General features: G+C 64.2%; 9 protein-coding genes. 5 read left to right on the forward strand and 4 right to left on the reverse strand.

Translation table 11 applies throughout. From position 1 onward, the window contains the following. Position 1 precedes the first annotated feature (1 nt). Positions 2-355: a hypothetical protein gene (locus LOZ74_RS15905; protein WP_230291988.1), complete on the forward strand. Its 354-nt coding sequence runs from the start codon at positions 2-4 to the stop codon at positions 353-355. Positions 356-369: 14 nt separating this feature from the next. Here LOZ74_RS15905 and LOZ74_RS15910 read toward each other — a convergent pair whose 3' ends face one another. Both LOZ74_RS15910 and LOZ74_RS15915 read right to left on the reverse strand, forming a co-directional pair. Then, positions 370-1,878 carry a glycoside hydrolase family 28 protein gene (locus tag LOZ74_RS15910; protein WP_230291989.1) on the reverse strand — a complete coding sequence of 503 codons (1,509 nt, stop codon included), beginning with the start codon at positions 1,876-1,878 and terminating at the stop codon, positions 370-372. Positions 1,879-1,880: 2 nt separating this feature from the next. Continuing rightward, a complete protein-coding gene (locus tag LOZ74_RS15915; protein WP_230291990.1) occupies positions 1,881-3,050 on the reverse strand; it encodes a rhamnogalacturonan acetylesterase in 1,170 nt (389 codons plus the stop codon). Between the two features lie 131 nt (positions 3,051-3,181). Between LOZ74_RS15915 and LOZ74_RS15920 the strand changes: the two genes are divergently transcribed. Together LOZ74_RS15920 and LOZ74_RS15925 are read left to right on the forward strand one after the other, a co-directional pair. After that, positions 3,182-4,537, forward strand: a complete 1,356-nt coding sequence (locus LOZ74_RS15920) for an oligogalacturonate lyase family protein (RefSeq protein ID WP_370638845.1) — start codon at positions 3,182-3,184, stop codon at positions 4,535-4,537. Further along, positions 4,534-5,535: an alpha/beta hydrolase gene (locus tag LOZ74_RS15925; protein WP_230291991.1), complete on the forward strand. Its 1,002-nt coding sequence runs from the start codon at positions 4,534-4,536 to the stop codon at positions 5,533-5,535. Before LOZ74_RS15920 ends, LOZ74_RS15925 begins: the two co-directional genes overlap by 4 nt. Here the strand turns inward: LOZ74_RS15925 and LOZ74_RS15930 are convergent. Next, the gene (locus LOZ74_RS15930) at positions 5,532-6,242 is read right to left on the reverse strand and encodes a DUF6250 domain-containing protein (protein ID WP_230291992.1); all 711 of its coding nucleotides are present in this window, start codon (positions 6,240-6,242) and stop codon (positions 5,532-5,534) included. The two genes, LOZ74_RS15925 and LOZ74_RS15930, sit on opposite strands and share 4 nt — an antisense overlap. An 8-nt stretch (positions 6,243-6,250) precedes the next feature. After that, positions 6,251-9,025: a Tat pathway signal sequence domain protein gene (locus LOZ74_RS15935; protein ID WP_230291993.1), complete on the reverse strand. Its 2,775-nt coding sequence runs from the start codon at positions 9,023-9,025 to the stop codon at positions 6,251-6,253. Positions 9,026-9,268: 243 nt separating this feature from the next. Here LOZ74_RS15935 and LOZ74_RS15940 point away from each other — a divergent pair, with 243 nt between their 5' ends. Both LOZ74_RS15940 and LOZ74_RS15945 read left to right on the forward strand, forming a co-directional pair. After that, positions 9,269-10,054 carry an IclR family transcriptional regulator gene (locus LOZ74_RS15940; protein WP_230291994.1) on the forward strand — a complete coding sequence of 262 codons (786 nt, stop codon included), beginning with the start codon at positions 9,269-9,271 and terminating at the stop codon, positions 10,052-10,054. Positions 10,055-10,317: 263 nt separating this feature from the next. Beyond that, positions 10,318-12,972 carry a TonB-dependent receptor gene (locus LOZ74_RS15945; protein ID WP_230291995.1) on the forward strand — a complete coding sequence of 885 codons (2,655 nt, stop codon included), beginning with the start codon at positions 10,318-10,320 and terminating at the stop codon, positions 12,970-12,972. The last annotated feature ends 10 nt before the right edge of the window (positions 12,973-12,982 follow it).

The raw sequence follows: 12,982 nt of genomic DNA on the forward strand, positions 1-12,982 counted from the left end.
CATGCAAGATCTGGCGACCGTTGCCATCGTCATGGCCGTGCCCGTGCTGCTGCTGTTGGAATTGCGGCGCATATTGTCGAACCTGTTCGTCAACCGTTCGATCCGCAAGGCGCTGGAGGTTGCGCCCGATCAGGTCCCGTCACTGCTGGCCAAGCTGGAAGAACCGGTGAAGTCGCGCGTGTCCGGACCGGGGCTTGCGACCCTGCTGCTGGGCGGCTCCTATCTGGTCGGGCTGTTGTTTTCGGGGGGCGGCAGCCCGACAGAGATTGCTGTGTCGTCAGGCGTGACCCTTCTGGGCGGCGGACTTCTCGCATCGCGCTGGGCTGAACGGCGCGAAAAGCCCGACGCGGAATGATCCGGGTCTGACGATCAGCTATGTGCGGGCGTCCCGCTTGCTTCGCTGCAATGCAGACCGTCCAGACGCGCATCGCGAACGCGGTCGAAACAGCTTGGCGGGCGGTCGTCGCCCTGCGTTGCGGCCACGAAGTTCTCTATCACCAGCCCGTCCACATGACGCGCCCACAGCGCCCAAGCGGGAAGCACGCCGAACATGCTTGGCTCGGGATAGGCTTCGGGCAGGTCGGGCACCGTCCGCTGCGCATCCTGCGCCGTGCCGCCGCCGGTGAAATCAAGCCGGATGTTGCGCAAGGTAACGCGGCTTAGCGGGCTGTCGGCCAGCCCCGACAGCATGACGGGAAAGCGGTAATCGATGTCGCGGGCGGTCACATCCTCGATCAGAATATCGCGCACCGCGCCAAGGCCGGTGCCGTCAGGCCCCCGCCTGCGGTCGCCCACCATCACAAAGATCGGGCTGGTCGTCACCTCTTCCATCGTGATGCGGCGAAGGGTGATGCCCTCCATTATACCGCCGTCGACCGTTTCCAGTGCGATCCCGCGGCTGCGTTCAAAGCGGCAATCCTCGACCAGCACATTGCGATAGCCGCCATTGCTTTCGGTCCCAAGCTTGATGCGGCCCGTCACCCGGTCGCGGTCGGGGGCGAATTGCTGCTGCCGCGTGCGCGTGCCGTCGAGCATGGTGCCCGGATCGAAGCCGGAGACCCGGCAGCGACGGATCACGATATTTTCCGCGACGACCGCATGGCCCAGCGCAAGGCTGCTTTTCACCACGATGGCATCGTCATTGGGACTGTTCACGCGGCAATCCTCAACCAGAACATCGCCCACGCAATCAAGGTCGATACCGTCGCGGTCGGTGTCGATAGCCAGATCGCGGATGGTCAGCCCGCGTGTGCCGGTGGCGAGTATGGCGAAATGGCCGCCCTTGTGGATGGTAAAACCCGCCAGATGGATATTGCGCCCGTTCTTCAGCGCGATGGCCTTGTTACCCTGCCCCTGCATCGCTTCGGCCCCGGGCTCGAGCTCGGCGATTTCCTCCTCGCTCATCCCCGCCATCGACAGGGGCCGTTCGCCCGCCTGTTTCTGCCAGCGCGCGCCCGGGCCGTCGCGGGTCAGTCCGGCGCCGTGGATGGTGCCCGCACCGACGATCGCCGCCTGATCCAGATCCTCGCCCCAGATCAGGCTGTTGTGCCAGTGGCTGTGGCCGAAATCCTGATAGAGCTGGTCGATCCCTTCTTCGGGCAGGTCATAGCGCCCGTCGTGAACCGCAGGGTCCGCCGCCTCGATCACGCAATCCTTGGCGAGAAACAGCGTAACCCTGCTGGCCAGCCGGATCGAAAAGCACAGATAGCGGCCCGCAGGCACGACCACGATGCCCCCGCCCGCTTGTGCGGCGCGGCCAATGGCGCGGTTGATGGCATGGCTGTCGACGGTTTTGCCATCCCCTTGCGCGCCATGGTCGCGCGCATCGACGATATGGCGCGCGTGATCGGGAAAGGGCAGGCTGGCAGGGTCGATCATGGCTAGCTGCCCTGCGGCCGCGTATCGTCATGCGCCATGCTGGGCGCCAGCTGTAACGTGTCGGCAGCGGGCGGGTGCGCCGGATTGAACGGGCCTGCCACCATATGCGCCGCCAGAGCGGGTATGGCCTGCGCCAATTGCTGCGCGACCGACCGGGCAAGCAGCCATGCGCCGTAATTATTGTGATGCGTGCGGTCGCGGCCTTCATCGTTGAACGCACCCGCCGCGCGCTCCTCTCCCATCGCTTCGTACAATGTGATGCTGTCGCGGTTAAGATCGACCAGCGGCACACCCTCTTCCGCTGCCACGCGCCGCACGGCATCGGCATATTCGCCCAGCGTGTCGCGGATATGGCCATCGTCGAAATTGCGCCGCTCGGGCGAGGTAACGAGCACAGGATGCGCCCCGCGTGCCCGCGCCTCTGCAATAAAGGCGCGCAAATAGGCGGGATAGGCATGCTGCGGATCGGCATAGGTTTGCGGCCATTGCTCCTTTTGATCGTTATGGCCGAACTGGATCAGCAGGTAATCGCCCGCCTTGATGCCCGACAGCACCTTGGCCAGCCGCAGATCGGCGATAAAGGATTTCAGGGTCGCGCCCGATTTGGCGTGATTGGCAACCGCGATACGGTCATCGAACAGGGCAGGCAGCATTTGCCCCCAGCTTGCGGCAGGTTCCGCCGGCTGGTTTGCCACCGTCGAATCGCCCGCCAGATAGATCACCGGCGATTCCGCGGGCTCGACGCAGATTTCCGCCACTTGCGGCGCACTGCCATGGCCAAGGAACTCCAGCGTCAGCCGGTCGTCCCAGTCCTGGCTGGCCGCCTCGCGCGGGTCGACCTGCACCGCCCGCCCGCCCGGCGCGTTTGCGGGCGGGGCGGCCAGCACCGGCCTGCGCACGGGGACAAGAAAGCTGATCCGGCGCGTCTCCCCCGCATTTGTGGTGACGGCGCGGGCCATCAGGCGGCGGCTTTCCGCCTTGATGCTGGTGGTGGCGGCATGATCGGAGCTGCCCAGAACGACCGTCACGCGCCAGTTTCCTTCGGACACGGCAAAAGAATAGAGAAAGTCGCCTGTATCCGTATTCGCCTCGCGCCCCGTCAGATCGGCATGCACGGCCCCCGGCGACGTACAGGCAAGGGTCAGGCCCATGATGGCAGCGGTAAACGGCATGGCATTGCGATCCCTCTCTTACCGGTATCCTTCTTCGCATCGCCGGATGCGCGCGAGACACCTTGCTTTTGAGGTCCATATGGTAAAACATAAAGCCATAAAGTGAAACAGTATCGTGCAGGAGAGACAGCTTGAAACAGTTCATCGCCCGGATCGCCGCCAGCGTTCTGGCCCTTTCGGCCGTCGCGGGGCCGCCTGCTGCTGCGCAAACGGCAGCGGTATCGCAGGCCGCCGCGAAACCGGCCGCGCAGGGCGATGCGCCGCATAGCTGGATCGATCCGCTGACGGGCCATCGCATCGTCCGCATCACGAAACAGGCTGGCAGCCAGTCGCTCTATTTCCATCAGAACCCCTATACGCCGCAGGGTGACATGATGGTGATCACCACGCCCGACGGCATTGCCAAGGTGCGGTTGCGCGACTGGAAGCTGATGCCGCTGGTCAATGACCGCGATGCCGAATTGCTGTTCACCGGCCGCAAGACGCGCACGGCCTATTTCTCCAAACCGGCCAGCGGCGGCGGAACCACGATCTTCGGCGTCGATATCGACAGCGGCAAGATCCGGCGCATCGCCACTCTTGCCGAAGGATCGATCGGTTCGATCAATGCCGACGAAACGCTGCTGCTGGGCCAGTGGGCAGAGCGCAATCCCCCGCTGCAACCCGGCGGCGACATGCAAAAGCATGGCGACCCCGCCTATGCGGCGAAAGGCCCCGACGGCCAGCCGCTATCCTATGCCGAGGCCAAGGAAGTGCGGCTGGACCAGCGGCTGGAAGCGCGCATTCCGATGGAAATCTTCACCATCGATATCCGCACCGGCGAACGCAAGGTGGTGATCGCTTCGACCGACTGGCTGAACCATGTCCAGTCCTCGCCCACCGATCCCGGCCTTATCATGTATTGCCACGAAGGGCCGTGGCACAAGGTGGACCGCATCTGGACGATCCGCACCGACGGCACCGGCAATACCAGGGTGCACACCCGCAGCATGAACATGGAAATCGCGGGGCACGAGTTCTTTTCGCCTGACGGCAAGTGGATCTGGTACGATCTGCAAACCCCGCGGGGAGAGGATTTCTGGCTGGCGGGATTTGAAATCGCCACCGGCAAAAGGCGCTGGTATCATGTCGAGCGCAATCAATGGTCGGTGCATTATTACCAGTCGCCCGATATGACCCGCTTTTCGGGCGATGGCGGCGACAGCGAAATGGTCGCCCATGCGCCCGACGGCAAATATCTCTATCTCTTCACGCCAAAGGATATACCCGACGTCGCGGGCATTCATGCAGACAATGCCGCCGATCTGATCAGCCCGGGCACCCTGCAGCCCGAAAAGATCGTCGATATGCGCAATCACGATTACAAGCTGGAACCGAACATCACCTTTACCCCCGACGGGAAATGGATTGTCTTTCGCGGCAATATGGAGGGTGAGGCGCATGTCTATGCCGCCGAGCTGGCTCCCGCGGCGGAGGCGGCGCGATGACGGTGAACCGGCGCAATATGCTCGGCGCGATGGCGCTGACGGGTGCGGCGACGATGCTGGGGCCGATCGCTGCCCGACCGGCGCGCGCGGGGCAGGTTCTGCCCCCCGGCGGAGAGGGCGGCATCGTCCGCATCTGGCCGCGCACACCGCCCGGCATGCCCGACGGCGGGGTCGAAGATGTGTTCGTCAATCGCAATCAGGGCGGCGGGCCGGACGATATCGCATGGCCCCATGTCGCCGATCCGGTGCTGACCGTCACCCCTGCCGCGCAACCGACCGGCGCGGCCATGCTGCTGATCCCCGGCGGCGGCTATGCCCGCGTGGCAGTCGGGCGGCGACCGACACCGGTGGCGCGCTGGTTCGCATCACTGGGCGTGACCAGCTTTACGCTGCGCTACCGGCTGGCGCATGACGGCTGGGCCGCGGGACCCGATACGCCGCTGCAGGATGCACAGCGCGCGATGCGGCTGATCCGCGCCTGGGCGCCGCATTACGGTTACGATGCAGACAATGTCGGCGCCATGGGCTTTTCGGCAGGGGGCCATTTGTGCGGCATGCTGGCGACGCGTTTCGATGCGCCCAGCTATGACGCGATCGATGCCGCCGACGCACAAAGCGCGCGGCCCAAGGCTGCGGCGATGCTGTTCCCCGTCGTCTCGATGACTCCGCCGCTCGCCCATGCGCAATCGCGGGTGGAACTGCTGGGCGAAGCCCCCTCGCCCGAGCTGGAGGCGCGATATTCGCTGGAACGCGATGTGCCCGCGCATACGCCGCCGGTGATGCTGGGCCATGCCGCCGACGATGCGGTGGTCGATGTCGCCAATTCGATCGCCATGTTTCAGGGGTTGAAGCGGGCCGCCATCCCGTCGGAACTGTTCGTGATCGAAAAGGGCGGCCATGGCGCCCCCCTCTTCGCCGATGACGGAGAGCCGGAGCTGTGGCTACGCCGCTTTACCGGTTTCGCCAGCCGCCACGGACTGCCGGTGCCGGTGGTCTAGTCCGCCAGCGGCGTGATCCGCACATTGCGGATGCGCAAATGGCTCTTGGTCGTGCGGATCGCGAACCAGCCGCTTTCATAGGGCTGGTCGTCCTGCATGGTGAACAGAGGCTTGCCGTCATAGGCGACCGTGACGGCGCCGCCATCGGCAGTCAGCCGCACGCTGGTCCAGCGGTTGGGCTGCAACAGGGCATCGGGATCGCTGCGGTCGTGCTGCGGCTTGATCGGGCGATTGCCGGCCTCTCCCACATATCGGCGCATGCGGGTGGTGCCATTCCGGTTACCGCCGATCCCCACGTAATAGGTTTGCAACGTGTCGTAATCGGCAAAAGCCCCGCTGCGCCCATAGAGCAGCGGCGACCCGCCCGGTGCGGCAGGGTCGGTCGCCATCCAGAACGCATTGACGTCGCTGACCGCATCGTTCGGCCCGCCTTCGGATACCGCCATCACGTCATATTCGATGGCCACAGGCCCGTCGATCGGGGCGTTCCACCACAGCGACAGCCCCTCGGGCGTGTCGATGTCGATGGTCTTGCCGATAGCGCGCACACTGGCCGCATCGCCTGCCTCGGCCTCCACCGTCCAGCCGGGCAGACCCTGCTCCACGGGTAACACGGGGGCCGGAGGGACGGCCCCCGTGCAGCCTGCCAGCATCAGCGCCATTGCCAAAGACAAGGGAGAAAGCGCCGGACCGGCAGGTCTTTTCATGCTGCGCATCATGGCCGCAGCACATCGCCGATCAGGGTCAGGTTCTCGATCGCGGTCAGGCCCCATTGCGCGGCATCATTGGTCGAAATCTCGACGATCTCGTCCACCGGCTTCAGCACGTCGGGTCCTTCGACCTTGTGGCCGGGGGCATAGCCGTCGCGCTCCGCGCGGTCGCCCTGTCCGAAGAATTCGGCCCATGCGCGGCGCTTCAGTTCGGGATCGTCGCGTTTGACACCGGCATAGGCCGTGAACCGCGAATGCGCCTGACGCAATCCGCGCCCGCTGCCCGGCGCACCGCTTTCCTGACCGGTCGCCTGCCGATATTCGTCGTCCGACATGTTATAGATCGCGCAATAATCCAGCCACGCTTTCTCATATTCCGGGACATCGAGCAGGCCGAGCAATTCGTCGGTAATTTCGAACACGCCGAACACGCCCGACAGATGGCTGATGCCGATCTGGTCGCCCGCACCCAGAAAGCGCCCTGTGGCAAGGTCGAAAGGCGCGCCCCCCGCCAGCCAGCCATATTTCATGCCCGCAATGCTACGCATGCCATTGACGATCATGTCGCGCGCCTTGGTGCTGCGGGTCCGCTCCCACTCGGTCAGCCATGCGGCCAGCAGCGATCCCCAGCTTGTGCCGAAACCCATGAACACCTGTCCGGCGGGCAATGCAGCTTCGGATTGCACCGTGCCGGTGCCGCCCGCCATCTTGTTGTCCCCTTCGCGCGCGCCGACCTTGCGACCGATATCGACCGTCGCCAGCGCCTTGGCGCTGTCGTTCAGATCGCGCATCAGATCGCCGCAGCGCTCATCCGCGGCGAGGTAAAAGTAATAGCGGCGATAGGCCGCGTTCGAGATGCGGGGCTGTTTCGAACTGTCGGCCCAATGCTGCACGCCGTGCCGCGTGCCCAGCCCCTTGAACCGGCCGGTGTGATAGACGTCGACTTCGCCGGTATGGCGGGTCATCGCCTCTGCCATGCGGAACACATCGGCGCGGCCCGTGCGCAGATAGCTGGTCCACAGCCACATATCGGTCGACAATTCGGAATTGTCCCACGCAAAGCCGCCGATGTCATAGCGCCAGACGTGCCGGTCATTGTCATAGCTGTGCATGACATCGCCGTAATGCCAGAACCCGTACCAGCGGCGCTGCTCTACCTGTCCGACATAGAAATCGATCTCGCGCTCCAACCGTGCCTCGATCTTGTCGCGCAGCGGATTGCCGTCGTCGATGGGCGGGCTCCACGGACCGAACATCCCCGCCTCGTACACGCGGGCGACATTGGCGGTCAGCCGTGCGGGCCGGGCCATCGTGGCGGCCATATTCGCCAGATCGGCGCGCGCGGGCGTTGCGGGCAGCGCCCAGAGGCGGAATTCCATCGTGCGCGCAATGCCCGACGCATCGCCCCAGCCGGGCTCGAAATCCTCGTAAGTGACATCGAGGCCGCGGTTCTGGTCCCAATATCCGTCCATCCCCATGCCGTCGTGATAGAACCGCAGATCCATCGCGGGTGCATCGGGGGCATGATACCAGATGGTAAAGCGCGCCTCGTCATCCGCCGCGCCCGCAATGTCGAGGCCGGTGGGACAGCGTTGCCAGAAATCGTGCATGCCGAATGCGACGCCGCCGGTTACCCCGCCGACATAGCCCAGCCCCGACGCACGGCCCGCCGTATCGGCATCGATCCAGCCATGCCCCGGTTTGGTCCGCTTGATGATCGAGAACCCGTCGGCATTGGGCTGGCGCAGGCGGAAATCGCCCCATGCTGGGATCAGTTCCAGATTGGGCCGCACGCGTTCGGACATTTCGCCAAGCGGGGGCGTTGCCATGCCCGCGACCTGCGCCTTGCGGAATGACTCACCCGGATCGCGGCGCAGCCCCGTCAGCGGGCGGACGGCCTCTCCCCACAGGCCGCCGTTTTCGCCGCCAAAGCGGATGTGGCGGTCATGCATCGCATCGCGCATCGGCACCCCGCCCGACAGGCCAAGCCCGCGAATGAACCGCTTTGCCGGATCGCCATCGAAAATCTGCGAATGGACGATACGCACGCTGGAGCTGCCCGCATGGAAATACAAACGCATGGAGAACGGCATCCAGTCGCCGCCATCGCCCTCGAATTGTCCCGTCAGCTTGATGACCGCGCGGATCGGGCCGTCCTGTTCCACTTGCGCGGATTGCACCACGCCGGTGCTGCGCGTCTGGCGCGGTGTTGTTGCAGGGCCGATGCCGTCGTCGTCGGGCTGGTCCTGATCGGCGGCGTGGAAATGCACATCCTGCAGCACGCTGCGCCCGCCGCTGCTTGCCGACAGGAAATTCGCGCCGCTTTTCGCCACCGTCCAGACCGTGTCGCCCACGCTGATCGTAATCACATCGCGCCCGTCGGACACGCGCAGCATATGCGCCGTTTTGCGCCCGCCCGCGCGGAGGGTGAAACCGTCGTCACTGGCCGCACCGGCGGCAGTGGCATGGCCTGTCCATTTGATCGAACCGTCGGGCCAATAGGCCATGGGCCAGCTTTGAAGCGGCACGTCGCCGGCCGGGCCGGACAAATGATAACCGCCCTTGGCATAGGAGGTTCCGCGCGGCCACGGCTGGCCCCAGACCTGCCCTTCATGCGCGGCGGGAGCGGTGCCGTCGAGCCAGCGGATATCGGGGCCCGAACCGCGCGGCGCGGCACTGCGACCGCCGCCTTGCGCGCCCTGCGCCATCACAGGCATAGCCGCCGCCGATCCCGCGATTGCCGATGATGCCAGCATGGCCCTGCGCGTCATGGATGACATCGCCACCGCATTCCCTCCGATCATTAATCCATATTATGGTGTTAAAGTTCAACATTTGGGATATGCAAGTCAAGCCTTTCAATGGCGGACCGTCGAGCTTCGTCGACAGCCCATTTGCGACCGGCCCTTGCGCCGCGAACGAGTCTGGGTGACGAAGGCCGGATAGTCAGGCACAGCCGCCCATCCCGCGCGGGATGGGCGGCGGAATTCAACACGGCGGCCGCAAAGCGGAGTGGAACGAAGATGCAGAAAGAGGCCGAGCGGGACGTGAATCCCGAGCTTGAGGTCAAGGGAGCGCAAACGCTGATGCGTGCGCTCGACATACTTGACGCGGTGATCGACGGACCGGTCCGCACCACCGATCTGGCCCGCAGGCTGGAAGTCAGCAAGACCACCGCGCACCGGCTGGTGCAGGCACTGCGTTCACGCAACTATCTGGCCGTCACGCCCGAAGGGCTGGCGCTGGGGCCAAAGCTTTTGCATCTGGGCAGGCTGGCGACCGAACAGATCGACTATGTCCGCGTCGCCCGTCCGTTCATGGAGGCTTTGTCCGAGGAGACCGGCATTTGCGTCTTCCTCGCCAAGCGCGAGGGGGACTGGTCGCGCCATCTGGAACGCGTCACCGGCAGCCAGCGGCTGCGCGTCGCCACCGCGCCGGGCGATCGCCGTCCGGTGGCGGAAACCGGACTTGGCAAGACATTGCTGCTGGACGAGAGCGAGGAGGAATGGGAACGCCTCTATCGCTTTGCATTCGGCAAGACTGTCACTGCCGAAGGGCTTGGCCGCTATCTCGACCAGATGCGCAAGGCCAAGGCTGAAGGGTCGCTCGTCCACGACAGCCAGCTGGGTGACGGCGTGCGTTCGATCGCGGCGCCGGTGCGCGATTCCTATGGCAAGATCTGCGTCGCCATCAGCATTGCCAGCGCCGCGTTTTACATGGCGGACGAGGATATCGCCAAGCTGCGGGCCGCTGTGGTTCGCACGGCCGACCGGATCAGCGAATCGCTGGGTTACCGCAAGGACAGCTGACCGCGTCACCGCACCGCGCAGCGCAGTTTTTCATCCGATTTCCATCGCCTCGCGCCATCGCGCGCGGGCGTTTGCGCGCGCGTGTCCTCCGCGCGCGAAGCGGCTGGATCCGCGGCATTGAAACCCCGCAAACCGGCATGTCCCATATGATGGGAATTCACATCATCATATGAACTTTTTCTTGACTGCCCTGAAAATCCGATCAAAAGAGGCGCCGTAGTTTCCGGCCGAGAGAGCCGGACGGTTTCTAGGGAGAAGGTTAGATGCATATCACCCGCCATGCCGTTCTGATTGGCACCGCCTCGGCCATCGCGCTGTCCATGGGTGCCCCCGCATTTGCGCAATCGGCCGGCGATGACGAGACCATGGCGCAGCAGGCAGAACCGGCAGCCGACGACGTCATCATCGTCAGCGGCATTCGCCAGAGCCTTGAAAGCGCCCTTCGCGCCAAGCGCGATTCCGATCAGGTCATCGATGCCATCTCGGCCGAAGACATCGGCAAGTTTCCCGACAAGAACGTGGGCGAGGCGCTGCAGCGCGTGACCGGCGTGCAGATCAGCCGGACCAATGGCGAAGGCAGCGGCGTTTCGATCCGCGGCGCCAGCCCCGACCTCAACCGCGTCGAGATCAACGGCGTGTCGCTGCTGGGCACCGAATCCGGCTCGCGCGCGGTCGATTTCCGCGACATCCCGGTCGAATTCGTGAACCGTCTGGAAGTTGTGAAGTCGGTCACGCCCGACATGACCGAAGGCGGCCTTGGCGGCACCGTGCGCATCATCACCCGCCGTCCGTTCGACGGCGCCGACGATTCCTATCTCGCCGGTTCGGCACAGGGCATCTATTCCAAGATCGGCGACACCATCGATCCCAAGCTGGCGCTGATCGGGTCGAAGCGTTTTGCCGACGACACCATGGGCGTGCTGCTGTCGGCCACCTATGAACGCCGCCGCATCGAAACCCATGCATCGCGCACCACCGGCTGGCGCCAGATCACCGATCCCGCCACGAACGAGCCCTATGATCTCGACGGGAACGGCAATGCCGACTTCTTCCCCGAGATTCCGCGCTATAGCCAGGACGCGCTCGATACCAAGCGCATCGGCCTGAACGGCGTGTTCGAATATCAGCCGAACGACGACATCCGCGCCTATGTCGAAGGCACCTATACGCGCAGCAAGCAGACGCTTGACGCCCCCTATTTCCAGCTGTTCAGCGGCGGCGCGCTGGTCGATGTCGACGGCACGGTCGCGGGCGAGGACGATACCGTCTCGCAGGTCACCTATCTGCAGAACGGTCAGGCCCCTTACCTGAACCTGCGCACCATCCGCGGCGACATCCAGCGCACCAACTGGAGCGCGGCGGGCGGCTTCGACTATACGCCCGACGATTGGGAATTCGGCGTCCGCACCAGCTTCAGCCGGGCGCAGAACGACAATGATTACATCAATACCGAAGCCGATGTGCGCGGCCTTGAATATCTGATCGTCAACTACGACAACTCGGAATACGCGCCGCAGATCACCCTGCCGTTCGATTACGACGATGCTTCGCAGATCAACCGCATCCGCGTCCAGCACCGCCCGGTGCTCAGCACGCAGGAAGAGTTCATGGCCAAGGGCGACATCGCCCGCAATGACCTGACCTATTGGCTGACGCAGGTGAAGGCGGGCGTGCAATATCGCCGCACCACGCTGGACAACAAGCAGTGGGACGCTTCGGTCATCCTCGACGGCTATACCGATCCGACCCTGCTGGACGAGATTCAGGGTTACGCCAGCAATCTGGTGCTGACCAAGAACGATTTCTTCAACACCGGTTCGCTGGGCTTCGACGTTCCCAACTGGCTGTATGACGATGGCGCGTTCTCGGACGCGATCGGCGTGCCCGATCCGTATGACACGCCCACGCTCAGCGCGACCTATGATGTCGAGGAATCGAATCTGGCCGGCTATCTGCAGGGCAGCTTCGAATTCGACCTTGGCGTTCCGGTCCACGGCGTGATCGGCGCCCGCGTTGTGCAGACCAAGACCACGTCGAACGGGTATCAGTCGGCAGGCGGCGTGTTCACGCCGGTCACCTTCAAGGGCGATTACGTCGAATTCCTGCCCGCGCTGAACATCCGCGCCGACATCATTCCGAACGAGCTGCTGTTCCGCGGCTCGGCGACCGAGGTGCTGGCACGTCCGAACCCCACCGATCTTGCCCCGCGCCTGACGCTGGACATCGTCGGCTTCTCGGGCTCGCGCGGCAATCCGGGGCTGGAGCCCTATCGCGCCCGCCAGTACGACGCGGGTCTGGAATATTACATCGATTCGGTCAGCTTCGTTTCGGCCACCTATTTCCGCAAGGAAATCAGCTCGTTCATCGAACGGACGACGGTGAACGAAACCTATGACGGCCAGGTCTATGCAATCACCCTGCCGGTCAACGGTTCGCAGGAAGTGACGATCAACGGTATCGAAATCGGCGGCCAGCTGTCGTTCGGCACGCTGACCGACATGGATATCATCAAGAACTTCGGCATTCTGGCGAACTACACCTATTCGAAGGATTCGGGCTATGAAGGCACCGACTACTTCACGGGTGAAACGCTGCCCTTCCCGGGCCTGTCGCGCAACAGCTACAACCTGTCGCTCTATTACGAAGACGACCTGCTCAGCCTGCGCGGTTCGTATAACTGGCGGTCGGATTACCTGATCAACGCCGTCGGGCGCGGCAACAACCCCGAATTCGGTGAAGCCGCCGGCCAGCTTGACGTATCGGCCAGCGTGAACGTGACCGAGAAGGTTTCGGTGTTCTTCGAAGGCGTGAACCTGACCGACGAAATGACGGTTCAGAACGCCAACAGCGAATATCGCCGGATCTTCATGGAAACCTATGGGCCGCGTTATTACGGCGGCGTGCGCTTCCGCTTCTGACCGGTTACCG

This window comes from Croceicoccus sp. Ery5 (genome assembly GCF_020985325.1).
In the GTDB taxonomy this organism is placed as follows: domain Bacteria; phylum Pseudomonadota; class Alphaproteobacteria; order Sphingomonadales; family Sphingomonadaceae; genus Croceicoccus.

Coding starts and splice junctions, on each gene's coding strand:
- LOZ74_RS15905 (WP_230291988.1), top strand. CDS start 2: ATGCAAGATCTGGCGACCGTTGCCATCGTCATGGCCGTGCCCGTGCTG.
- LOZ74_RS15930 (WP_230291992.1), bottom strand. CDS start 6,242: ATGAAAAGACCTGCCGGTCCGGCGCTTTCTCCCTTGTCTTTGGCAATG.
- LOZ74_RS15925 (WP_230291991.1), top strand. CDS start 4,534: ATGACGGTGAACCGGCGCAATATGCTCGGCGCGATGGCGCTGACGGGT.
- LOZ74_RS15945 (WP_230291995.1), top strand. CDS start 10,318: ATGCATATCACCCGCCATGCCGTTCTGATTGGCACCGCCTCGGCCATC.
- LOZ74_RS15935 (WP_230291993.1), bottom strand. CDS start 9,025: ATGTCATCCATGACGCGCAGGGCCATGCTGGCATCATCGGCAATCGCG.
- LOZ74_RS15940 (WP_230291994.1), top strand. CDS start 9,269: ATGCAGAAAGAGGCCGAGCGGGACGTGAATCCCGAGCTTGAGGTCAAG.
- LOZ74_RS15915 (WP_230291990.1), bottom strand. CDS start 3,050: ATGCCGTTTACCGCTGCCATCATGGGCCTGACCCTTGCCTGTACGTCG.
- LOZ74_RS15910 (WP_230291989.1), bottom strand. CDS start 1,878: ATGATCGACCCTGCCAGCCTGCCCTTTCCCGATCACGCGCGCCATATC.